20 protein-coding genes are annotated in these 22,102 nt (G+C 72.5%); 11 read left to right on the top strand and 9 right to left on the bottom strand.

Going from position 1 to position 22,102, the window contains the following annotated elements; genetic code table 11:
- The first annotated feature begins 51 nt into the window (after positions 1 to 51).
- Positions 52 to 993: a phosphoglycerate dehydrogenase gene (locus DS079_RS03610; protein ID WP_126984872.1), complete on the top strand. Its 942-nt coding sequence runs from the start codon at positions 52 to 54 to the stop codon at positions 991 to 993.
- 17 nt (positions 994 to 1,010) lie between these two features.
- Here DS079_RS03610 and mtnN read toward each other — a convergent pair whose 3' ends face one another.
- On the bottom strand, positions 1,011 to 1,736 hold the full coding sequence (gene mtnN / locus DS079_RS03605) for a 5'-methylthioadenosine/S-adenosylhomocysteine nucleosidase (protein ID WP_010549990.1): 726 nt from the start codon (positions 1,734 to 1,736) through the stop codon (positions 1,011 to 1,013).
- Between the two features lie 124 nt (positions 1,737 to 1,860).
- On the opposite strand from mtnN, the gene DS079_RS03600 reads away from it, so the two are divergent.
- On the top strand, positions 1,861 to 2,796 hold the full coding sequence (locus DS079_RS03600; protein ID WP_126984870.1) for an alpha/beta hydrolase fold domain-containing protein: 936 nt from the start codon (positions 1,861 to 1,863) through the stop codon (positions 2,794 to 2,796).
- Between the two features lie 9 nt (positions 2,797 to 2,805).
- On the opposite strand, the gene DS079_RS03595 is transcribed toward DS079_RS03600, so the two are convergent.
- Together DS079_RS03595 and argS are read right to left on the bottom strand one after the other, a co-directional pair.
- Positions 2,806 to 3,513: a lysoplasmalogenase family protein gene (locus DS079_RS03595; protein WP_126984868.1), complete on the bottom strand. Its 708-nt coding sequence runs from the start codon at positions 3,511 to 3,513 to the stop codon at positions 2,806 to 2,808.
- A gap of 133 nt (positions 3,514 to 3,646) precedes the next feature.
- Positions 3,647 to 5,404 (bottom strand): arginine--tRNA ligase, encoded by a 1,758-nt coding sequence (gene argS, locus DS079_RS03590; RefSeq protein WP_126984866.1) that lies wholly within the window; start codon positions 5,402 to 5,404, stop codon positions 3,647 to 3,649.
- An 81-nt stretch (positions 5,405 to 5,485) separates the two neighbouring features.
- Between argS and DS079_RS03585 the strand changes: the two genes are divergently transcribed.
- The 9 genes from DS079_RS03585 to DS079_RS03545 all read left to right on the top strand — a co-directional run bounded on the left by DS079_RS03585 (position 5,486) and on the right by DS079_RS03545 (position 14,887).
- On the top strand, positions 5,486 to 5,905 hold the full coding sequence (locus tag DS079_RS03585; RefSeq protein ID WP_010549994.1) for a YccF domain-containing protein: 420 nt from the start codon (positions 5,486 to 5,488) through the stop codon (positions 5,903 to 5,905).
- Between the two features lie 2 nt (positions 5,906 to 5,907).
- Complete coding sequence (locus DS079_RS03580; RefSeq protein ID WP_126985116.1) at positions 5,908 to 6,405, top strand: flavin reductase family protein; 498 nt, start codon at positions 5,908 to 5,910, stop codon at positions 6,403 to 6,405.
- Complete coding sequence (locus DS079_RS03575; protein WP_126984864.1) at positions 6,402 to 7,337, top strand: alpha/beta hydrolase; 936 nt, start codon at positions 6,402 to 6,404, stop codon at positions 7,335 to 7,337. Before DS079_RS03580 ends, DS079_RS03575 begins: the two co-directional genes overlap by 4 nt.
- Positions 7,334 to 8,785, top strand: coding sequence for an alcohol acetyltransferase (locus tag DS079_RS03570; protein WP_126984862.1), 1,452 nt, complete (start codon positions 7,334 to 7,336; stop codon positions 8,783 to 8,785). The genes DS079_RS03575 and DS079_RS03570 overlap by 4 nt, the downstream gene beginning before the upstream one ends.
- Complete coding sequence (locus DS079_RS03565; protein ID WP_126984860.1) at positions 8,782 to 9,447, top strand: DUF6320 domain-containing protein; 666 nt, start codon at positions 8,782 to 8,784, stop codon at positions 9,445 to 9,447. Before DS079_RS03570 ends, DS079_RS03565 begins: the two co-directional genes overlap by 4 nt.
- 112 nt (positions 9,448 to 9,559) lie before the next feature.
- Positions 9,560 to 11,257 (top strand): DUF7937 domain-containing protein, encoded by a 1,698-nt coding sequence (locus DS079_RS03560; protein WP_126984858.1) that lies wholly within the window; start codon positions 9,560 to 9,562, stop codon positions 11,255 to 11,257.
- Between the two features lie 40 nt (positions 11,258 to 11,297).
- Entirely contained in the window at positions 11,298 to 12,611 is a 1,314-nt protein-coding gene (locus DS079_RS03555) for a uracil-xanthine permease family protein (RefSeq protein WP_126984856.1), read from the top strand.
- Positions 12,608 to 12,793, top strand: a complete 186-nt coding sequence (locus DS079_RS03550) for an iron chelate uptake ABC transporter family permease subunit (RefSeq protein ID WP_126984854.1) — start codon at positions 12,608 to 12,610, stop codon at positions 12,791 to 12,793. The genes DS079_RS03555 and DS079_RS03550 overlap by 4 nt, the downstream gene beginning before the upstream one ends.
- Before the next feature lie 195 nt (positions 12,794 to 12,988).
- Positions 12,989 to 14,887 (top strand): BCCT family transporter, encoded by a 1,899-nt coding sequence (locus tag DS079_RS03545; RefSeq protein ID WP_126984852.1) that lies wholly within the window; start codon positions 12,989 to 12,991, stop codon positions 14,885 to 14,887.
- Between the two features lie 54 nt (positions 14,888 to 14,941).
- Here the strand turns inward: DS079_RS03545 and DS079_RS03540 are convergent, their stop codons facing one another.
- The 6 genes from DS079_RS03540 to DS079_RS03515 form a co-directional block, all read right to left on the bottom strand.
- Positions 14,942 to 15,952, bottom strand: coding sequence for an ornithine cyclodeaminase (locus tag DS079_RS03540; protein ID WP_126984850.1), 1,011 nt, complete (start codon positions 15,950 to 15,952; stop codon positions 14,942 to 14,944).
- A 138-nt stretch (positions 15,953 to 16,090) separates the two neighbouring features.
- The gene (adhP, locus tag DS079_RS03535) at positions 16,091 to 17,113 is read right to left on the bottom strand and encodes an alcohol dehydrogenase AdhP (RefSeq protein WP_126984848.1); all 1,023 of its coding nucleotides are present in this window, start codon (positions 17,111 to 17,113) and stop codon (positions 16,091 to 16,093) included.
- A gap of 109 nt (positions 17,114 to 17,222) precedes the next feature.
- Positions 17,223 to 18,746, bottom strand: coding sequence for an acetaldehyde dehydrogenase ExaC (gene exaC / locus DS079_RS03530; protein WP_126984846.1), 1,524 nt, complete (start codon positions 18,744 to 18,746; stop codon positions 17,223 to 17,225).
- A gap of 79 nt (positions 18,747 to 18,825) precedes the next feature.
- The gene (locus DS079_RS03525) at positions 18,826 to 20,094 is read right to left on the bottom strand and encodes a sigma-54-dependent transcriptional regulator family protein (protein ID WP_126984844.1); all 1,269 of its coding nucleotides are present in this window, start codon (positions 20,092 to 20,094) and stop codon (positions 18,826 to 18,828) included.
- A gap of 115 nt (positions 20,095 to 20,209) precedes the next feature.
- Positions 20,210 to 20,896, bottom strand: coding sequence for a response regulator transcription factor (locus tag DS079_RS03520; RefSeq protein WP_206516126.1), 687 nt, complete (start codon positions 20,894 to 20,896; stop codon positions 20,210 to 20,212).
- Positions 20,896 to 22,095: a sensor histidine kinase gene (locus DS079_RS03515; protein ID WP_126984842.1), complete on the bottom strand. Its 1,200-nt coding sequence runs from the start codon at positions 22,093 to 22,095 to the stop codon at positions 20,896 to 20,898. Before DS079_RS03515 ends, DS079_RS03520 begins: the two co-directional genes overlap by 1 nt.
- Positions 22,096 to 22,102 lie beyond the last annotated feature (7 nt).

Genomic DNA, 22,102 nt, shown 5'->3' with positions numbered 1-22,102 from the left:
TATCGGAGGACGTCCGGCAGGCGCGATGCGCTTCCTCCGTACCCTGGGGGCATGAAGATCCTGCTTCCCGACACCATGCCCCTGGACCCGACGCTGCCGGAGGGCTGGGAGGCGGTCGTGGTCGACGCCCGCGCCGAGATCCCCGCCGCCCATCACGACGCCGCCGCCCTCGTGGTCTGGGGCTCCTCCCGCCGCCACCTCGCCTCCGCCGCCGTGGACCTGCCGCAGCTGCGGCTGGTCCAGTCCCTCGCCGCCGGGGTCGAGGGGATCCTCGCCGCCGGCTTCGCGGACGACGTCGTCGTCGCCACCGGCGCGGGCCTGCACTCGAGGACCGTCAGCGAGCATGCGCTCGCCGTGCTGCTCGCCCTCGTGCGGCGCCTGCCCGAGGCCCGCGAGGCGCAGGAGCGCCACGAGTGGAGCGACGAGCTCGGGGGCCTGCAGCCCCTGCACCCCGAGGGACGCCTCACCACGCTGCTCGGCGCGCGCGTGCTGATCTGGGGCTTCGGCAGCATCGGGCAGACCCTCGCCCCGATGCTGCAGGGCCTCGGCGCCCAGGTGCGCGGCGCCGCTCGCAGCGCCGGCACCCGCGCCGGCGTCGAGGTGATCGCCGAGGCCGATGTGCCCGCCGCACTGCCGGGCACCGACGTGCTGGTGAACATCCTGCCCGCCACCGAGCGGACCGCCGGGATCGTGGGCCGCGAGGTGCTCGCCGCGCTGCCGGACCACGCGATCCTCGTCAACGTCGGCCGCGGCGCGACCGTCGACCAGGTCGCGCTGCGCGAGGCGCTCGAGGCGGGGACCCTCGGCGCGGCCGGCCTCGACGTCACCGAGCCCGAGCCGCTCCCGTCCGGCGACCCACTGTGGGACGCGCCGCGCCTGCTGATCACCCCGCACGGCGCAGGAGGCCGGCCCGTCGGCGCCGACGAGCGGATCGCCGCGAACCTCCGCGCCCTGGTCGAGGGCGGCGAGGTGCTGCACCCGGCCGCGCGCTGACGCCGCGCCGGGGCGCCTCAGCCGGCGAGATCGACGGCGAGGCGCTCGACGGCCCGGGCCGAGGTCTCCGCGACCACGTCGATCTCGAGGTGGAACTGCTGACCGGCGGCGGGACCGCACAGGTCCGAGACGGCGCGCAGCGCCACGAAGGGCACGCCGAGCGCCTCGGCGGTGCGGGCGGTGGCGGTGGTCTCCATGTCGGCGCTGAGCGCGCCGGGGAACCGCTCCCGCATCGGGTCCGCCAGCGGTGCGGTGACGAAGGCGTCGCCGGCGAGCATCAGCCCGCGCCGCACCGCGGCCGTCTGGTCGGCGCGGGCGGCGCGCTCGGCCCGGTCCACCCAGGACGTCTCGGCCACGATCCGCTCGGGCCCGCCGGGCAGCTGCCCGGGGGCGTAGCCGAAGGCGGTCGCGTCCGCGATCGACCAGGCGAAGGTCTCGCCCACGATCACGGTGCCCACCTCCACGTCGGCGGCGAGGCCGCCGCAGGAGCCGGCGGCGACCACGAGGGCGGGGGAGAGGGCGAGGACGCCCCAGGTCGCGGCCGCGGTCGCGGCGGCGACGCCGATGCCGGTGGTGACCACGACGGCCTCGGACCCGCCGAGGCGACCGCGGACGGCCGCGACCGGGGCGGGGAAGGGGACCTCGACGGGGGCGGGGTCCTCGAGGCGGGAGGTCAGCGGCGCGGCCTCCTCGGGCATCGCGACGAGGACCAGCAGGGGAGCGGGGGCGGAGGTCTCAGGCATGGTCGAAGCGTACCGGCGGGACGGAGCCCGGCCGGTGCCGCTCCCGCACCGTCCAGGCGCGTTCGTTAGTCTGGGCGGACCGGCACAGAGGCGGCCCGAGCGGCCGCGGACAGGAGGGCAAGCGATGGGTCGCATCCGAGACGCCGTGGCGACGGGGGCTCGCGCCGCCGCGAGGATCCCGATTCCCTCCGCCCTCACCCATCAGGCGCTGCGCGAGGCCCGCAGCCCGCAGCCTCCCTCGCACGTGCTGAAGTCCCATGCGATCGAGCAGGAGATGATCGGCCGCACCCGCACCGTGTGGCTGGACCGCCACCACCGCGGCAACGGCCTGATCATCCACCTCCACGGCGGCGCCTACGTCTCGGGCCCCTTCACCAGCGACTGGGCCTGGCTCTCCCGCCAGGTCGAGGCGCAGGACTGCGCCGGGCTCATGGTCGACTACCGCAACGCCCCCGATCACCAGCACCCCGTCGCCCGGGACGACGTCGAGGCGGTCCTCGCCGCGCTCGCGGCCGACGGGCGGCTGGGCGAGGGCCCGTGGGTCCTCAGCGGCCAGCACTCCGGCGGCGGGCTCGCCGTGGTCGTCGCGCGGCGACTGGTCGAGCAGGAGTCCGAGGCGCTCGCGCCGGTGCCCGCCCCGGCCGCGATCGTGCTGATGTCGCCCTGGCTGGACCTGGAGCTGTCCGCCGCGTGGATGAGCGAGACGGACCAGTCCGATCCGGTGCACGAGCGGCGCCTGCTGCGCGATGCGGCCCGCCGCTACGCCGGGCGCACCCCGCTGGACGATCCGGACCTCTCCCCGATCAACCGGGGCCTGGAGGGCCTGCCGCCGCTGCACCTGGGCGTCGGCCAGAAGGACCTCTTCGCCTCCGACGCGCGGGTCGCGCGGCTCCAGCTCGAGGAGAACGGCGAGGAGGTCGCCTATCGGGAGATCGGCGGCCGCCTCGGGCTGCAGCTGATCCCGCGCAAGGGCGAGGACATCGAGCGGCTGCACCGCGAGCAGTCCGAGCTGATCGGCCGCGCCCTGGGCCGGAAGGACCAGGAGGGCCGGGAGGGCTGAGCGGCCCCGTCAGCCCTCGACGACCACGAGCGAGGGGGCGGGGGCGGCGACGGTCCAGCGGTGCCGCGGCATCGCCTTCACCAGCCCCGCCACGAGCAGGGCGTGGCCCACCAGGTAGGTCAGCATCACCAGCTCCGTGCTGAACGCGATCGCCGCGCCGGGCAGGAACCAGTCCATCCCCAGCAACGAGCTCGACAGCAGGAACAGGGTGCCCCCCGTCCAGGTCAGACCGTTGCCGCCGGCCGAGAGGAAGGCCATCGTCGCCAGCGCCACCGCATAGGCGGCCACCATCGGCAGCAGGGAGCCGGCCCCGTCCGCGCAGGCGACGAACAGCCCGATCACCACGGCGCCGTAGGGGATCGCGAGCGCGATGCGCATCGAGTCGCGGGAACGGGTCCACAGCGGCACGAGGGCGGCCGAGTAGCAGATCAGCGCGCCCAGGAAGCCGACGACGACGAGCATCCCGCTGCCCTCGACGGGGACCTGCCCCACGCTGTCGCCGATCCATGCGCAGACCAGGGCGCCGAGCATCAGCCCCGTCGTGCGGGAGCGGTACGGGGCCGCTGTGAGCACCACGGCGATGAGCACCGGGGCGAACATCGGCTGGGTGATCCGGCCGATCAGATCCGCGTCGGCCAGGAGCGCGCCGAGGTGGACCAGTGCGAGGAGCGCATAGGCCCCCCACAGGGCACGATGGGCCGAGCGGATCGTGGACACCGTCCCAGCGTAGGAAGCAGATCCTGGCTCTGACCAGGGATCGACCGCCGGACTGGGGCACGTTTGGGTAACGGCGGACACGGTTCGGTCACGACGGGGGAGGGATGTCCGAAATGCCGCGCCGGGGGTGCTGTCACATCTGCTGCGGCGCCTCCACCCCGAGCGCGTCGAGGCCCTCGACGAGAACCCGCTCGGCGAGCTGTGCGAGGGCGAGACGGCCCGCGCGCACCTCCGCGTCGTCCTCCTTGAGGATCGGGGAGGCGTCGTAGAACGCGGTGAACGCCTGCGCGAGGGAGAAGAGATACGCGCACAGGCGGTGCGGCTCGTACTCCGCGCCGACGGAGGCGAGGACCGGGCCGAACTCGAGCAGCTGCAGCGCGAGCGCCCGCTCGGCGTCGTTCACGACCAGGGGCGCGGCCGCGGCGGTGACGCCGGCCGTCTCGGCCCGTCGGCCGATCGAGCGGATCCGGGCCACCGCGTACTGGAGGTAGGGCGCGGTGTTGCCGGTCAGCGCCAGCATCCGGTCGAGGTCGAAGGTGTAGTCCGAGTCGTGCGCGGTGGAGAGGTCGGCATACTTCACGCCGCCGATCCCGATCGCGTGCGCGATCTGCTCGCGCTCCTCGTCGGAGAGGTCGGGGCGCAGCTCGTCGATGACGGTGCGGGCCTTCGCCACGGCCTCCTCCAGCAGTGCCATCAGCCGCAGCGAGGCGCCGGAGCGGGTGCGCAGGATCTTGCCGTCCTCGCCGAGCACGGAGCCGATCTTCACATGGGTCGCCTCGACCTCGTCAGGCAGCCAGCCCGCCTCCCGTGCGGTGGCGAACACCATCCGGAAGTGGAGCTCCTGCGCGGTGCCGACGACATAGGCGATGCGGTCCGCCCCGAGGTCCCGCACGCGATGGCGGATCGCGGTGAGATCGGTGGTGGCGTAGCCGTAGCCTCCGTCGGACTTGCGGATGATCAGCGGCAGCGGCTGCTCGTCGCGCCCGGTGAAGCCCTCCGGGAAGACGCACAGCGCCCCGTCGGAGATCCGGGCGATCCCGGCGGCCTCCAGGTCGGTGCAGGTGGTCTCGAGCTGGTCGTTGTAGGTCGACTCGCCGGCGAGGTCCTCGTCGGTCAGCGTCACGTCCAGCATCTCGTAGATGCGGTGGAAGTACTCCTTGGACAGCCCCACCAGGTGCGTCCAGATGCGCAGCGACTCGGCGTCCCCGGACTGGAGGGTCGCCACGCGCCGACGCGCTCGCGCGGCGAAGCCGGACTCGCCGTCGGCGGCGGCCTCGGAGGCGTCGAACTTCCCGCGCGCCGCCTGGTAGAAGGCGTTGGGGTCGGTGGTCAGCAGCTCCGCCTCGGCGCTGTCCTCGCCCACCTCGAGGAGGTGCTCGATGAGCATGCCGAAGGGGGTGCCCCAGTCGCCGATGTGGTTCTGGCGCACCACGGTGTGGCCGAGCTTCTCGAGGGTGCGGGCGATCGAGTCGCCGACGACGGTGGTGCGCAGGTGGCCGACGTGCATCTCCTTGGCGACGTTCGGCGCCGAGTAGTCGAGCACCACGGTCTCCGCCCGCTCGGGGGAGGGGACGCCGAGGCGGGCGTCGGCCGCGAGCTCGGCGGCCTGCGCGGCGACCCAGTCGGTGCGCAGGCGGATGTTCAGGAAGCCGGGTCCGGCGATCTCCGGGGTCTCCGCCATGTCCGAGAGGTCCACGGCGGCGAGGATGTCCGCGGCGATGTCGCGGGGCTTGCGGCCGAGGCGCTTGGCCAGTCCCATCGCGGCGTTGCACTGGAAGTCAGCGAACTGCGAGGGGCGGATGATCGGGTCGGCGTCCGCGAACTCGGGCCCGAAGGCGGCGGCGAAGGCGGACTGGAAGCGCTCGGTCAGCGCGATCTCGGGAGCTGGCATGCGTCCCAGAGTAGTGGCCCTCCCGCTCGGTCGGGGGACAGCCCCCTGGCCGCGGACAGCAGCGGTGCCTACCCTGTCTCCATGCGTTCCCTCCTGAGCCTGGTCCTGAACATCATCTGGCTGCTGACCGCCGGCTGGTCGCTCTTCCTCGGCTATCTCCTCGCCGGGATCCTGGCCTGTCTCCTCGTCGTCACCATCCCGTTCGGACTCGCGTCCTTCCGCATCGCGGGCTTCGTGATCTGGCCCTTCGGCCGCGAGGTCGTCGACACCGGCCGCGGCGGCGCCGCCGGCACGATCGGCAACGTGATCTGGTTCGTGATCGCCGGCTGGTGGCTCGCGCTCGGCCACGTCGTGACCGCGCTCGCCCAGGCCGTCACGATCATCGGCATCCCGCTCGCGTGGGCGAACCTCAAGCTGATCCCCGTGACCTGCTTCCCCTTCGGCAAGGAGATCCTCGACGCGGACTCGGCCCGCGCCCGCATGCTCCCCACCGCGCGGTGAGCATGGCGCATCCCGGCGTCGTCCAGGACGAGTACCGCCGCCTCAGCGACCTGATCGCCGTGGGCCTGGCCGTGGTCAGCACCCGGCAGGGGCCCCACGACCTGCTCGTCACCGTCGACTCCTATCTCGACATCTCCTACGACCCGCCGACGATGGGCCTGGCCCTGTACGGGCTCTCCCGCGCCGCGGAGGCGGTGGAGGAGGCGGGCCACTGCTGCCTGAGCCTGCTCGCCGAGGACCAGCAGGCGCTCGCCGACCGCTTCGGCACCCCCGGCGCGCCGCTGCAGGGGATGCTCGCCGGGATCGAGGCGGGGCGCACCGCCGACGGGGACGCGATCCTCCCCGGCGCGCTCGCCCACTTCGCGCTGCGCATCGAGCAGGGCGTCGACGCCGCGACCCACCGCCTGCTGATCGGTCCCGTCGTCGAGATGGGACAGGGCGGTGCCGAGGCGGGCCCCGCGATCCGCTTCGCGGGGGAGAAGCGGGAGCTGCGGCCGTGAGCGCCCTGCTGCGCCTGGCCCTGCGCGCGGTCGCCCGGGCCGGCCGCTTCGACGTGCGCGAGGACTACCAGCGCGTCCGCGCCCTCCAGCGGCGTCTGGCCGCGCTGCCGACGGCCCGCTACCGCACCCCCACCTGGGACACCTTCTCCGATGCCCCGGACGGGCACCGCGTACCGGTGCGGGTGTTCGCGCCGGCCGAACGGCGCCGCGAGGACCTGCTGCTGTTCTTCCACGGCGGCGGCTGGGTCACCGGCGACATCGAGAGCTACACCCCCGCCTGCGCCACCATGGCGGATCTCACCGGCTGCCACGTCGCCTCCGTCGACTACCGCCTCGCGCCCGAGCACCCCTTCCCCGCCGGGCTCGAGGACTGCTACGGCGTCGCCCGCGGCCTGCTGGAGGACCCGGGCCGGGCGGGGCTCACGGACCCGGACCGGATCGTGCTGGTCGGGGACTCCGCGGGAGGGAACCTCGCCGCCGCCGTCTCGCTGCTGCTGCGCGAGAGCGGCCACCGCGTCCCCTCGCGCCAGATCCTGCTCTACCCGGTCACCCACTTCGACCACGACCCCGCCACCTCCCCCTTCGAGTCCGTGCGCCGGCTCGGCGACCGCTACCGGCTCACCAGCACGGAGGTCCAGGACTATCTCGACCTGTACGTCCCGTACCCCGCGCTGCGCCGCAGCCGCCTGGTCGCCCCGCTGATGGCCGAGGACCTCTCCGGACAGCCGGACACCCTCCTGCTCAGCGCGGGCCTGGACCTGCTGTGCGACGAGGGGGAGGCCTACGGCCGGGCGCTCGCCGAGGCCGGGAACCGGGTGCGGATCCACCGCCTCGAGGAGGCGCTGCACGGGGTGATCACCCTGCCCCGCTTCGCGCGCCCCCTGAAGGAGGCGTACGAGGTGATCGACGAGTTCCTGGAGCAGGGGCCGTGAAGCTCTCCCTGCCGGTCCGGCGACGGCACTGGGTGCGCCTGGACAACGCCTCGAACATCTTCCTCGCCGCCCGCAGCGACGTGGACACCAAGGTCTTCCGCATGGCCGCCGAGCTGGACCACGAGGTCGACCCGGCGCTGCTGCAGGAGGCCCTGGACGCGACCTACGAGCGCTTCCCGCTCTACCACGCGGTGCTGCGCCGCGGCGTGTTCTGGTACTACCTCCAGGACAGCGACCTCCGCCCCGTCCTCGAGCCGGAGACCGAGCACACCTGCGCCCCGATCTACCAGGCCGACCGCCGCACCCTGCTGTTCCGCGTCGTCCACCACCGCCGCCGCGTGAGCCTCGAGGTGTTCCACGCCCTCTCCGACGGGACCGGGGCGCTGTGGTTCCTCACCGCCCTGCTGGACGAGTACTGCCGTCGCCGCTTCGCTCCCGAGGGCACGGCGGACGTGGCCGGCTCGGTCGAGCCGGAGGTCCACGAGCTGGCCGCCGACTCCTTCGCCCACCACTTCCGTCGGCGCACACGGGCCGAGCGCGCCGCCCGGGCGCGGGAGGAGCAGGAGCGGGCCGCGCACGAGGAGGAGTTCAGCCGCGAGGCCGCCTCCGCGATGCTGCGCGCCGAGGAGGAGGAGCCCGTGGGCGAGGACCGCGAGACCTCTGGAGCCCCCGACCCCGCCCCGCCCGCGCCGCGACGGGTGCTGCGCCTGCGCGGCACCCGCACCCCCGACCACCGCACCCGTGTCCTCGAGCTGACGATGCCCGTGTCGCCCGTGCTCGCCCTCGCGAAGGGGGAGGGGGTGGCGATGTCGATGTTCCTCACCGCCGCGTTCTTCGAGGCGATCCGCCGCACGGGAGCGCTGGAGCGGGACGCCCGCGGCGCCCGCACCCTCGCTGCCTCGGTGCCGGTGAACCTGCGCCAGTTCTTCCCCTCCGACTCGGCCCGCAACTTCTTCGCCACGATCACGGTCTCCCACACCTACGGTCAAGGCGGCGACTCCCTCGGCGAGGTCGCGCGCCGGCTCCAGGAGGACTTCGGCGCCGAGGCGAGGCCGGAGGCGCTCGAGGAGAGGCTGCGCCGCCTGATCCGGGTGGAGCGCGCTCCGCTGGCCCGGATCGTGCCCCGCCCGCTCAAGGACGTGCTGCTGGGGCTGGCCAACCGGGCGAACAACCGCTCGCTCACCGTCGCGATCTCGAACCTGGGCCGGGTGACGCTGCCCGAGGCCGCCGCCCCGCACGTCGGCCGGATGCTCTTCCACGTCTCCGCCGCACGTCCCCAGTTCTGCGCCATCTCCCACGCCGGCCTGCTCACGATCTCCTTCACCTCGCCCTTCGTCGAGACGGAGCACGTGCGGGAGTACGCGCGGATCCTCACCGAGGCCGGCATCGAGGTGTCCGTGGCCGCGTCCCGGACCACCGAGGCGGAGCTCGCGGAGGTCGGCCGATGAGGAGATGCCCCGACTGCGCGGTCGGCGTCGAGGGGGAGTGGACCCGCTGTCCCCTGTGCGCGGCGACGCTCGAGGGCAACGCCTCGCCGAGCCCCTATCCGGCGGTGCCGCTGCGCTTCCGGCGCCGCCGCGTGCTGCGCGTGCTCACGCTGACCTCGCTCGCGGTGATCTCGCTGTCCTTCCTCGCCCAGCTGCTGTTCCGTCCGGAGGAGCAGGGCCTGGGGGCGCTGCGCTCGGTGTGGCTGGGCGTGGTCGCGACCTGGCTGGTGGTGCTGGTCGCGGTGAGCAAGCGCCGCAACCTCGCGAAGTTCATCGTCTATCTCGTCGCGCTCGCCGGCGGCGTCTGCGTGTACTGGGACTACCTGACCGGCTGGGACGCCTGGTCGCTCACCTTCGTGGTGCCGATCCTGTGCGCCGCCTCCCTGATCGGGCTGGTGATCACGGTGCGGGCGGTGCGGATGCAGGTGGGCGACTACATCGTCTATCTCGGGCTGACGGTGCTGCTGGGGCTCACCCCGATCGTGTTCCTGGCGCTGGGCTGGGTGGGCACCGTGATCCCCTCGGCGATCTGCGGCGGCCTGAGCGTGCTCTCCATCGTGCTGCTGCTGACCGTGCGCGGCGGCGCGGTGCGGCAGGAGCTGGCCACGCGCCTGCACCTGTAGCGAAGATCCCACGGCGCGCCGACGGCCCCTGCGTCCCCGCGCTCCCTAGGATGCGAGGGCAGGCTTGCGCCCGGGCGACCGTCCGGGCGACGAACAGCAGGAGAGAAGGTCGATGGACAGGGATCCGCGCTCGGAGGAGGACCAGGACGCCGACTGGATCTTCGCCATCGACGACCCCCACAGCCTCCCCACCGATCGCCTCCCCGGCCGCGAGGAGTTCGACCGCTACGCCCAGCCGCTGCTCGCTCGCCGCGGGCAGGGCCCGGCGCTGCCGGACCAGGACCGCCCCGGCGCCGAGCCCGACGCGGTCACCGGCGCGATCCCCGCCGTGGACGGCGAGGAGGACGGCTCCGACGGGACCGACGACGGCACCGTCGCCCCGCTCGCCCGCCCCCGCGTCGTCTCCTACGCCCGGTCGGGCACCACCCCGAACGCCGAGGACGACGAGATCCCGATCGCCGGCTTCCAGCTGCCGGAGCGCTTCAAGGACCTGGGCCTGTTCGACGCGCTGCGCGACGTGCTCGCCCTGATCTGCCTCACCTCCGCCCTCACCACGACGTTCACCGTCGCGGACAACCCGGTCCTGGACCTGCTGGGCCGGATCTCGATCGGCGTCGCACTCGTCGCGCTGGTCGCCGTCCACGCCCTGCGCTGGATCCCCGCCGCGCCGCCGCTGCACGCGATCCGGACGCTGCGCGTGGCGGGCATGGCCCCCGCCCTCGCCATCGCCCTGCTCGTGCTCGGCGCGGACCTCGTCCTCTCCCTCCCGGTGCTCTTCGCCCCCCTGCCCGACGGGCCTCCCGTCGGGATCGGCGTCGGCGTCTCCCTGCTGCTGCTCGGCGCGATCCTCGGCATCGAGCCGCGCGCCCACGAGGGCTATCTCCCGCAGGAGCGGGCCCGTCGTGTCGCTCGACGGCTGCTCCTCGGGGTCGGGATCGCCGCGGCGGCCGCGCTGCTGCTGGCGCTGGTGATGATCGTCGGCCGCCTGTTCACCACCGGCTGGGCGTTCTCGCTGATGACCTTCGCGAACACGCTGATCTCCGCGCTGCTGCTGGCCGTGGTGCTCGCCTCCGCGCTGCGCCGGGAGCGCTCCTGGTACGTCTTCTCCACCGCCGTCGTCGCCGGGCTCGCGATCGCGGCGCTGGCCGACAACACCCTCGGGCTGCAGTTCGCCGCCCCGATCAGCGTCGCCCGCGGCTTCGTCTACCTGCCCTTCCTCCTCGCCGCGCTGGGGCTGATGATCTCCCGCTCCTTCGTGCGCTCCATGCCGCTGTCGTTCCGCCGCACCGACTGGCTGGTGTACTCGGTGCGCGCCCTCGAGCTCAGCGCCCTGATGCACTCCGCCGCGGTGCTGTGGCACCTGATGGGCGCCCTCGCGGCGACCTCTGTGCCCCGCCCCGGCGGCCCCGTCCTCCACCTGGCCGACGCCGCGGTCTGCGCCTGCTTCGTGGTGGTCTCCGTCTTCGGCCGCACCGCGCTGCTCTCCCGCCCCGCGGTCAGCGCCCGGGCCAGCGGGGTCGTCGCCTCGCTCGTCCTGGTCGTCGTCGGCTTCCTCGACGTCATCGTCAGCTCGATCGCGACCGCGAGCGGCGCGGGCCTGGTCACCGGCGGCGTCGCCCTCGTGCTCGGCATCGCCACCGCGCTCATGCTCACGGTCCCCGCCCCCGTGCGGGACGAGTTCGGCGCCCCGGACATCACCCGCATGTTCGCCGACTTCCGCGCCCGCGACAACGGCCGCGTCTCCCTCCTCGACCTGGTCCCCGACGTCTCCGGCGCCACCGCCGAGCGGAAGATCTTCCCCGGCCGCTGACCGGCCCGCCGGCCCCGTCCCTCCCCACCCCTGGAGAACCATGTTCCGCTGGAGCCTGCACGGAGACGGCCGCACCGTCGCCCCCGACGCGATCGTCCTGCCCGAGGAGCGGCTCGCCTGGCCGCTGACGATCGGGATCGGCGCCCAGCACGTCATCGCGATGTTCGGCGCGACCTTCCTGGTCCCCGTCATCACAGGCTTCCCACCCTCGACCACGCTGCTCTTCTCCGGCATCGGCACCCTGCTGTTCCTCACGATCACCAGGAACCGGGTGCCCAGCTATCTCGGCTCCTCCTTCGCGTTCATCGCCCCGATCACCGCTTCCACCCAGGCCGACTCGATGGGCGCCGCGCTCGGCGGGGTGCTCGTCACCGGCGTGCTGCTGGCCCTGCTGGGCCTGCTCGTGCAGCGGATCGGCACGGGCTGGATCGGCCGACTCATGCCGCCGGTGGTGATGGGCTCGATCGTCGCCCTGATCGGCCTGAACCTGGTGCCCACCACCTACCAGAACAACTTCTCGCAGGCCCCGGTCACCGCGACCCTCACCCTGATCGCGATCCTGCTGTGCACCGCCCTGTTCCGCGGGCTGCTGGGACGCATCAGCGTGCTGGTCGGCGTGGTCGTCGGCTACCTGATCGCGCTCGCCCGCGGCGAGGTCGACTTCACCCCGGTGCGGGAGGCGGCCTGGCTGGGCCTGCCCGAGTTCCACCACCCGGAGTTCAACCTCGGCCTGCTGCCGATCTTCCTGCCCGTGATCGTGGTGCTGCTGGCGGAGAACGTCGGCCACGTGACCAGCGTCGGCACCATGACCGGGAAGAACCTCGACCACATGGTGGGCCGCACCCTCTTCGCCGACGGCGCCGCGACCGCGCTCTCGGCCACCTTCGGCGGCTCGCCGACGACCACCTACGGCGAGAACATCGGCGTCATGAGCGCCACGCGCGTCTACTCCACCGCCGCGTACTGGGTCGCGGGCCTCGCCGCGATCGGCCTGTCGCTCTCCCCGAAGGTCGGCGCGCTGATCAACACCATCCCCCCGGGCGTGCTCGGCGGCGTGACCTTCGTGCTCTACGGACTGATCGCGATCGTCGGCTTCCGCATGTGGATCGACGGGAAGGTCGACTTCGCCCGTCCCGTGAACCAGATGACCGCGGGCGTCGCCCTCGTCATCGCGATCGCGGACCTGCACTGGGAGGTCGGCGGCTTCGCCTTCACCGGCATCGCGCTGGGGACCGTGGCGGCGCTGGCGATCTTCCACGGCATGCGCGGCATCGGCCGCCTCACCGGGACCGAGCGCGGCCCGGCCGACGAGCGCGCCGACCGGGATCAGGAGCCTGCTCGACGCCGGCGATGAGGTGCGACTGGAGCGCACCCGCGTGCGCTCCCTTCGCGATGCTGTCGGGAGTGGTGCTCGTCGCCCTCGTAGACGTGCTCGGGCGCACCCTGATCGCGCCCGCCCAAGTCCCCGCCGGGCTCATGGTCTCGCTGATCGAGGCGCCGTACCTGGCGTGGCTGCTCTGGCGCTCGCGAGTGTGATGCGCCACGTGCGCCGGGTCGGGCATGTGAGTTCCCCGACCGTCGCGACGGACGGCGCCTCAGCGCGGGGAAGCGTGCTGAACTGCGCAGATGCCGGTTGTCCGACCTTCGGACTCCGGATCGGCCTATTCTCTCTATACCCCGGGCATCCTGCACAGTTGGTGGGAATCCGATAATCGACAAGAAGGGACCGCTATGAGCAGCTCAGGTCACGGCCAGGGAGCGGAGGCGCCCGCGCAGGGCTCCGACATCTCCGCATGGCCCGAAGAGCTCCCCAGGACCGTTCATCTTCCCCGGTCCCAGCAGATCGCCACCGACGACTCCGACGACGAGATCACGGAGAAGCTGCGCCGACAGGGCGCGCGCATCAGCAAGGGCACGATCGCCCCGGCCGTGTTCTGGCCCGCGATGGTCGTCGTGCTCGGCGTCGCGCTGCTGGCGATCGTCTTCCCCGAGACCTCCGGGTCGGTGATGGAGAAATCCCAGAACTGGATCGTGGCGAACCTCGGCTGGTTCTACATGCTGGCCATCGGCATCTTCGTCGCCTTCGCGATCATCGTCGCGCTGTCCCGGTGGGGCTCGATCCGCCTCGGCCGGGACGACGACGAGCCCGAGTTCGGGCTGATGTCGTGGTTCGCGATGCTGTTCTCCGCCGGCATGGGCGTGGGGCTCGTCTTCTACGGCGTCGCCGAGCCGCTCGGCTACACGACGAACAGCCCCAAGCCGGGCTGGGACGTCGAGGGCGCAGAGGCCTCGGGCCTCGCGATGGCGCAGACCTTCCTGCACTGGGGCCTGCACCCCTGGGCCGCCTACGCCGTGATCGGCCTGGCCATCGCGTACGCCATGCACCGCCGCGGCCGTCCCGTCTCGATCCGCTGGGCCCTCGAGCCGATCTTCGGCGACCGGGTCAAGGGCTGGATCGGCGACGTCATCGACGTGCTCGCGATCTTCGGCACCGTCTTCGGCATCGCGACCTCGCTGGGCCTCGGCGCTCAGCAGATCGCCGCCGGCATGCAGGTCATCGGCCTGGTCGACGAGGTCTCCACGAACTTCCTGGTGATCCTGATCGTGGTGATCACCTTCATCGCGACCCTCTCCGTGGTCTCCGGCGTCGGCGTCGGCATCAAGTGGCTCTCCAACGGCAACCTGACCCTCGCGGGCCTGCTCGCCGTCGCGGCGCTGCTGTTCGGCCCCACCGTGTTCATCTTCCAGAACTTCGTGGAGTCCCTCGGCATCTACCTCAGCGAGGTCTTCCACCTGACCCTCGACGTCGGCGCGTACACCCGCTCCGAGGAGGCGCAGAGCTGGTTCGCCGGCAACACCCTGTTCTACTGGGGCTGGTGGATCGCCTGGGCGCCGTTCGTCGGCGTGTTCATCGCCCGCATCTCCAAGGGGCGCACCGTGCGCCAGTTCGTGGCCGGCGTGCTGCTGGTCCCCACCCTGGTGGGCATGATCTGGTTCTCGATCTGGGGCGGCAACGGCCTGTTCCGCCAGTGGTTCGGCACCGGCGACCTCGGCGACATCACCGCCGAGGAATCGATGTTCCGCATCTTCGAGCAGTTCCCCGCCACACAGCTGCTGTCGGTGCTCGGCATCATCGTGGTCGCGGTCTTCTTCATCACCTCCTCGGACTCCGGCTCGCTGGTGGTGGACATGCTCGCCTCGGGCGGCCATCCGAACCCGCCGATGTGGTCCCGCGTGCTGTGGGCGCTGCTGGAGGGCCTGCTCGCCGCGGCGCTGCTGCTCTCGGGCGGCCTGACCTCCCTGCAGGCCGGCTCGCTGATGACCGCGCTGCCGTTCAGCGTGATCCTGCTGCTGATGTGCGTGGCGCTGGTGAAGGCGCTGAGCCTGGACCGGGCGGTGCTGGCCGAGCACGAGCGCCTCGCCCGCCTGGAGCGGGTCACCGCGCACATCACCGGCGAGGTGAGCCGCACCCACGCCTCGACCGACGAGATCGCCTCGCTGGTCGACGACCGCATCGACTACCGCCTCACCCGCACCCGCGGCGGCATCGGTCGCGGCGGACACCGGACGCGGGTCGAGGGCAGGAAGAGCGCGCCCAGCGCGCCGAGCGCTCCGCCCGCGGAGGACTGACCCTCCCGCCTCCCGTGCCGACGGCCGGCGCCCTGCTGAGGGCGCCGGCCGTCGTCATGTCACGAGGGAGAAGAGGTCCTTCGGGTCGTCGGGGTCGGCGACGAGGTCCACCCATCCCAGCAGGTCCGTGCCCTCGGTCGCGTCCAGCGCGCAGCGCAGCGCCGAGAAGTCCCCGAGCGCGAAGCCGACGGAGTCCAGCACCGTCACCTCGGCGTCGGAGGTGCGGCCCGAGGCGTCCCCGGCGAGGATCCGCCACAGCTCGGTGACCTCGACGTCGGCGGACAGCTGCTGGATCTCGCCCTCGATCCGGGTCTGCGGCTCGTACTCGACGACCACCCGCGCCTCCTCGAGGATCGTCGGGTCCAGCTCGGTCTTGCCCGGGCAGTCGCCGCCGATGGCGTTGAGGTGCATGCCGGGACGCACCTGCTCGCTGTGCAGCACCGCGGCCCGGGCCTTGTCCGCCGTGCAGGTGGTGACCACGTCGGCGCCCTCGAGCACGTCCTCGATCGAGCTCGCGGCGTGGATCTCGAAGCCGAGCGGGACGAGATTGCGCCGCACCTTCTCCACCGCCGCCTCGTCGAGGTCCAGGACGCGCAGACGGTCGATCCCGAGCACGGTCCGCATCGCGAGCGCCTGGAACTCGGCCTGCGAGCCCGCCCCGATCAGGGCGTGGACGCGGGCGCCGGGCAGGGCGAGCTCGCGCGCGGCGAGCGCCGACGTCGCTGCGGTGCGCAGCGCGGTCAGCAGCGTCATCTCGGAGAGGAGGATCGGGTAGCCGTTGTCGACGTCGGCGAGCACGCCGAAGCCCGTCACGGTCTGCAGCCCGCGGGCGGGGTTGTGCGGGTGGCCGTTGACGTACTTGAAGGAGTACAGCGATCCGTCGCTGGTCGGCATCAGCTCGATCACCCCGTGCAGGCTGTGGCTGGCCAGTCGCGGGACCTTCTCGAACTCCTCCCAGCGCAGCAGGTCGGACTCCAGGTATCTCACCATCCCCGCGAGGATGTTCTCGATGCCGTCGCGTCGGATCCAGCGGATCGTCCCGGGGACGTCGAGCAGGTGCGGCATGGTCCTCTCCTCTCGGTCGGCGCCTCGTCGCGCCGGAGCGAGGGTCGCTCCCACTCCCAGGGTAGACGCGGACCGGGCCCGGGCGGGGGAGGAGCTGCTGCTCCGCCCCCGCCCGGGCCCGGTCTCTCGATGTCCTGCTCAGTACTCGATGACCACGCGGCCGTCGATCTTCCCCTCTCTCATCTCGCCGAAGATCTGGTTGATGTCCTCCAGTGAGCGGCGGGAATAGGTGGGGTGGATCTTCCCGGCCGCGTAGAACTCGATCGCCTCGGCGAGGTCCTGGCGGGTACCGACGATCGAGCCGCGGATCGTCAGGCCCTTCAGCACGATGTCGAAGATCGGGGCGGGGAAGTCCCCGGGGGGCAGGCCGTTGAACACGATCGTCCCGCCGCGGCGGGTCATGCCGATCGCCTGCCCGAACGCCTTGGGGTGCACGGCCGTGACGAGCACGCCGTGGCTGCCGCCGACCTGCTCCTGGATCGCCTCGACCGGGTCGACCTGGCTCGCGTCCACCACGATCTCCGCGCCGTGCTTGGTGGCGAGGTCGAGCTTCTCCTGGGCGATGTCCACCGCGATCACGCGCATCCCCATCGCGACCGCGTACTGCACCGCGATGTGGCCGAGCCCGCCGATCCCGGAGATCACGACCCACTGGCCGGGCCGCACCTCGGTGCGCTTGAGACCCTTGTACACCGTCACCCCGGCGCACAGCACGGGAGCGATCTCGTAGGGATCGGCGCCCTCGGGGATGCGGGCGGCGAACTTGGTCTCCACCAGCATGAACTGCCCGAAGGAGCCGTCGGTGCTGTAGCCGCCGTTCTGCTGCTCCTCGCAGAGGGTCTCCCAGCCGGTGCGGCAGTACTGGCAGTCGCCGCAGGCGCTCCACAGCCAGGCGTTGCCGATCAGGTCGCCGACCTGCACGTCGGTGACGCCCTCGCCGACCTTCACGACGGTGCCCACGCCCTCATGGCCGGGGACGAAGGGCGGGGACGGCTTGACGGGCCAGTCGCCCTCGGCGGCGTGGAGGTCGGTGTGGCACACGCCGGAGGTGATCAGCTTGACGAGGGCCTGGCCCGGTCCGGGCTCGGGGAGGGTGTACTCCTCGACGGCGAGGTCGCTCCCGAACTCGTGGACGACGGCGGCGGTCATGGTGGTGTTCATCTCGTGCTCCTTGGTCGGCCCGTTCTCGGGCAGGGCGTGAGGGCGGGCCGTCGACAGATCGTCGAGAGGCCGCTGCGGTGGTGCGATGGATGCTTCGGGGAGGGTCGGCTCAGAAGAAGCCGAGCTTGTTCTCCGAGTAGGAGACCAGGAGGTTCTTGGTCTGCTGGTAGTGGTCGAGCATCATCAGGTGGTTCTCGCGGCCGATGCCGGAGGACTTGTAGCCGCCGAACGCGGAGTGCGCCGGGTAGGAGTGGTAGTTGTTCACCCATACGCGTCCGGCCTGGATGGCGCGCCCGGCGCGGTAGATGATGTTCTGCTGGCGGCTCCACACGCCTGAGCCCAGCCCGTACAGGGTGTCGTTCGCGATCGAGATCGCCTGGTCGTAGTCGCTGAACGAGGTCAGCGCCAGCACCGGCCCGAAGATCTCCTCCTGGAAGATTCGCATAGAGTTGTCGCCGCGGAACACGGTGGGGGTGACGTAGTAGCCGCCGGAGAGGTCGCCGCCGAGGTCGGCGCGCTCGCCGCCCGTGAGCAGCTCGGCGCCCTCCTGCTTGCCGATGTCGATGTAGGAGAGGATCTTCTCGAGCTGGTCGTTGCTGGCCTGTGCGCCGATCATGGTGTCGGTGTCCAGCGGGTCGCCCTGCTTCGTGGCCTCGACGCGCTTCAGCCCGTCGGCGACGAAGGAGTCGAAGATGCTCTCCTGCACCAGGGCGCGCGAAGGGCAGGTGCACACCTCGCCCTGGTTCAGGGAGAACATCGCGAAGCCCTCGAGCGCCTTGTCGTAGTAGGCGTCGTCCTGCGAGGCGACGTCCTCGAAGAAGATGTTCGGGCTCTTGCCGCCGAGCTCCAGCGTGACCGGGATGAGGTTCTGGCTCGCGTACTGCATGATGAGCCGGCCCGTGGTGGTCTCACCGGTGAAGGCGATCTTCGCGATCCGCTTGTTCGAGGCGAGCGGCTTGCCGGCCTCGACACCGAAGCCGTTGATGATGTTCAGCACGCCCTCGGGCAGCAGGTCGCCGATCAGCTCGGCGAGCACCAGGATCGAGGCGGGGGTCTGCTCGGCGGGCTTGAGCACGATGGCGTTGCCGGCGGCGAGGGCGGGGGCGAGCTTCCACACCGCCATCAGCAGCGGGAAGTTCCAGGGGATGATCTGCCCGACCACGCCCAGCGGCTCGTGGAAGTGGTACGCGACGGTGTCGTCGTCGATCTGGGAGAGCGCGCCCTCCTGGGCGCGGATCGCGCCGGCGAAGTAGCGGAAGTGGTCCACCGCCAGCGGCAGGTCAGCGTTCAGGCACTCGCGGATCGCCTTGCCGTTGTCCCAGGTCTCGGCGACGGCGAGCATCTCGAGGTTCTCCTCGATGCGGTCGGCGATCCTGTTCAGGATCACCGCGCGCTCGGCGACCGACGTCTTCCCCCAGGCGGGGGCGGCGGCGTGGGCGGCGTCGAGGGCGAGCTCGACGTCCTCGGCGGTGGAGCGGGCGACCTCGGTGAAGACCTGGCCTGTGACGGGGGTGGGGTTCTCGAAGTACTCGCCCTTCACAGGCGGCACCCACTGCCCTCCGATAAAGTTCTCGTAGCGGGGCTTGAAGGTGACCTTCGAGCCCTCCGTGCCGGGGTGTGCGTAGACAGTCATGGCGTTCCCTTCGGTGCGATCGCGGACGGTCGGTACCACTGAATGTAACCCGCGTCACGTTGCACGAAGGTTGCGAGGCTCAGCCCTTCTCGCCCCGCAGCTCCTGCGCCCGGGCCGACGCCGCGGACCGTTCGGGCGCATCCGGCGCGGCGACCTGCAGGATCGCCATCAGCACGTCGAGATCCTCCGCCGCCTCGGGACGCTGGGCGTAGGCCCACAGCTGGGCTGCGGTGCCGCGCTCGAGCACGAGCTCGCGCAGGTGACCCCCGGTTCGGTCGCGCAGTCGTCGGATGGCGGGCGCCTCGGAGCCCGGCAGCAGCTCGCCGGGGGAGGCGGCGAGGGCGGCGTCGAGGTCGCCGCGGTCGAGGGCGGAGCGGGTGCGGCGCAGGTCGGAGTCGACCTCGCCCAGCAGACGGTAGGGGCGTGAGGCGATCTCGAGCGTGCTCGCCTCGGCGAGGACCCGACGCAGCCGCACCACCTCGGCGCGCACGGTCCCCTCGGCGGAGGCGGTGCCGTGCAGCTGCTCGGCGAGCTCCGCCCCGCGCACGCCGTCGCCGGCGAGATGGAGGAGGGTGAGCAGCTCGGCGTGCCGGCCGCCGAGCGCCACCTCCTGCTCGCCGCAGCGCAGCAGCGGGGTGCGTCGTCCGGTGAGCAGCAGGTCGACGGCCGCGCTCGCCGGGGGCGAGGCGGTGGGCCCCTGCCGGCGCAGCTCCTCCTGGACGGCGCGGGAGGTCGCCGCGAGCAGCGGCAGCACGAGCGGGGCGACGGCATCCGCGCTGCCGGTCACGTCGAGGACCCCGACGGTGCGGCCGGTGCGGGGATCGAGCACGGGCACCGCGCTGCAGCTCCAGGGGTGCACCGCCTCCTGGAAGTGCTCGGCCCCCACCACCTGGATGCCGGACCCGGTGGTGAGCGCGAGCGCCGGGGCGGAGGTGCCCATCGCGCCCTCGGACCAGTCGGCGCCGGCGGCGAACCCCATCGCATCGGCCCGGGAGGTCACGGAGGAGCGCCCCTCGACCCAGAGCAACCGGCCCTCGGCGTCGCCGAGCGCGACCACGAGCCCCGCGTCGACGGCCGGCTCGATCAGGCGTGAGCGCAGCAGCGGCAGCATGGCGGAGAAGGGGTGCGCGCGGCGCGCCCGGGCGAGCTCGTCCCCCTCGAGCACGGCGCGTGCGGTGCCCGCCCCGTCGGGCAGTGCGGCCAGAGAGCGCCGCCAGGAGTCCAGCACCGGGGCGCGCACCGGCCACGGCGTCTCGTCGGGGACGCTCTGCGCGCGCAGCTCCTCGTGCGCTCGCCGCAGCTGCGCCTGGTAGACGGAATCCGTCGGCGACCAGTCGGTGACGGTCATCCTGCCTCGCTCACGATCCACCTCGTCGTCGTTCGTGCCACAGGTGCGACGACGGTACCCCGGCGGGGGAGGGGTGGCAACGAATCCCGACGACGCGAGATCGGCCTCAAGGCCCTCATCCCGGAGGTCGCTGCCCTCGCAGGAACTCGATCACCGCGAGAACGCGTCTGTTCCCCTCGCTCTCCATCAGTCCCAGCTTGTCGAAGACCGCGCTGATGTGCTTCACGACGGCGCCCCGTGACAGATGCAGCCGGGCGGAGATCTGATCGTTGGTCTCCCCACGGGAGACGAGCTCGAGCACCTCTCGCTCCCGCCCGCTGAGCCGGTCCAGTGCCGTCGACTCCTGACGCATGAGAGCGCTGACCACCTGCGGATCCACCACGATCCCCCCGCCGCGCACCACCTCGAGGGCGTCGAGGAAGTCGTGGACGCGGGAGACCCGGTCCTTGAGGAGATAGCCGAGCCCTGCCCCGCCTGCCGGGCGGGCCTCGCCGCCCGTCAGCCCGAGCAGAGTGCTCGCGTAGCGCTGCTCGACGTACTGGGAGAGCACGACGAGCGGGACGGACGGGTGGTCCTGACGGATCCTGAGCGCGGCGCGGAGCCCGTCGTCCGCGTTCCCGGGCGGCATGCGCACGTCGGTCAGCACGAGGTCGACGGCATCGGCGGGCAGGAGCGTCCTCGCCTCCGCGAGCAGCTCGGTCGCCGTCGGGACCGCGGTGACGACCTCGTGCCCGGCGCGTTCGAGAAGCGCGACGAGCCCGTCGCGCAGCAGGGCGGCGTCCTCGGCGAGGAGGATCCTCATCAGGCAGCCCTCCGCGAGTCCACCGGCACCCGGACCCGTACCGTCGTCCCCGCGCCCGCGGGGCTCTCGAGCGTGAGGGAGCCCCCGAGCCGTCGGGCGCGCGCATGCATGCTCACGAGCCCTGTTCCGGTGGGGGCGGCACCGCCGCGGCCGTCGTCGACGATCTCGAGCAGGAGCCCGTCGGCGTCGTCGGGGATCGTGCACTCGATCCGCACCTGCTCCGCTTCCGAGTGGCGCACGACGTTCGTGAGCGCCTCGCGCGCGATGAGGAGGATCCCGTGCTCCACCTCGGGGGCGAGGCGCGGCATCCGGCAGTCGACCTCGACGTACAGCGGGAGGGCGTCGGCGAGTTCTCCCAGCGCGGCCTCGAGTCCTCCGTCGCGGAGCGTCGTGGGCACGAGGCCGGCCGTGGCCTCGCGGACCGAGGTCACGCCGTGGTCGATCTGCTCCCGCACGGCGTCGAGGCCGGAGAGGATCCTCTCTCGCGCGTCCCCGGAGGGCAGCTGCTCCGCGTCCAGCTGCAGCATCGCCAGACGCATCCCCGCGGCGCCGAGATGCATCTGCGCGCCGTCGTGCAGATCCCGCTCCAGCGCCCGGCGCTCCAGGGCGATCACGTCGTCGCGCAGGACAGCCTGGTCGCCGAGCGCATCGACCTGCCGCGCGAGCCGTCGTTCGTCGTCCCGCAGAAGTGCATGGCTGATCCCGGACCATCCGTGGGCGAGCGCCGCGGCTCCCCAGAGCACGAGCGCGAGAAGGACCAGTCCGAGCAGCGGCGCGAGGACGGCGGCGGGGAGCGACGGGAGCACCTGATCGGCGTTCCATCCGGTCACCTCCCGTCCGGAGAGGACCACGAAGGGCGTCGCGAAGAGCATCCCGAGCACGACGACGAGGAGGATGCCCGCGAAGAACCCGGCCGCCGCCATCACCGCCGTGAGCAGCACGAGCACGACGTCCTGCCAGCGCAGCTCCCAGCGGCCTGGCGGCTCGGGGGCGTCCCGCCCGGCAAGGGGGAGGAGGCGGCGTTCGAGGCGCGGCCAGGTCAGCAGCCATACCGGGATGAGCAGGATCGTCAGCCACACGGCGATGGAGATCGCGCCCGCGATCGCCTCGAGCACGAGATAGAGCAGCGCCGTCCACGGCGCACGGGTGCGCAGCAGACGCAGCGGACGCGTCAGCGGGGAGGGATCGGGACGGGGCACGTGCTCG

Origin of the sequence: Brachybacterium paraconglomeratum, assembly GCF_003994255.1 — a bacterium.
In the GTDB taxonomy this organism is placed as follows: domain Bacteria; phylum Actinomycetota; class Actinomycetes; order Actinomycetales; family Dermabacteraceae; genus Brachybacterium; species Brachybacterium conglomeratum.
The sequence above is the reverse complement of the archived record's forward strand: the minus strand, read 5'-3'. Positions and strand labels throughout refer to the sequence as shown.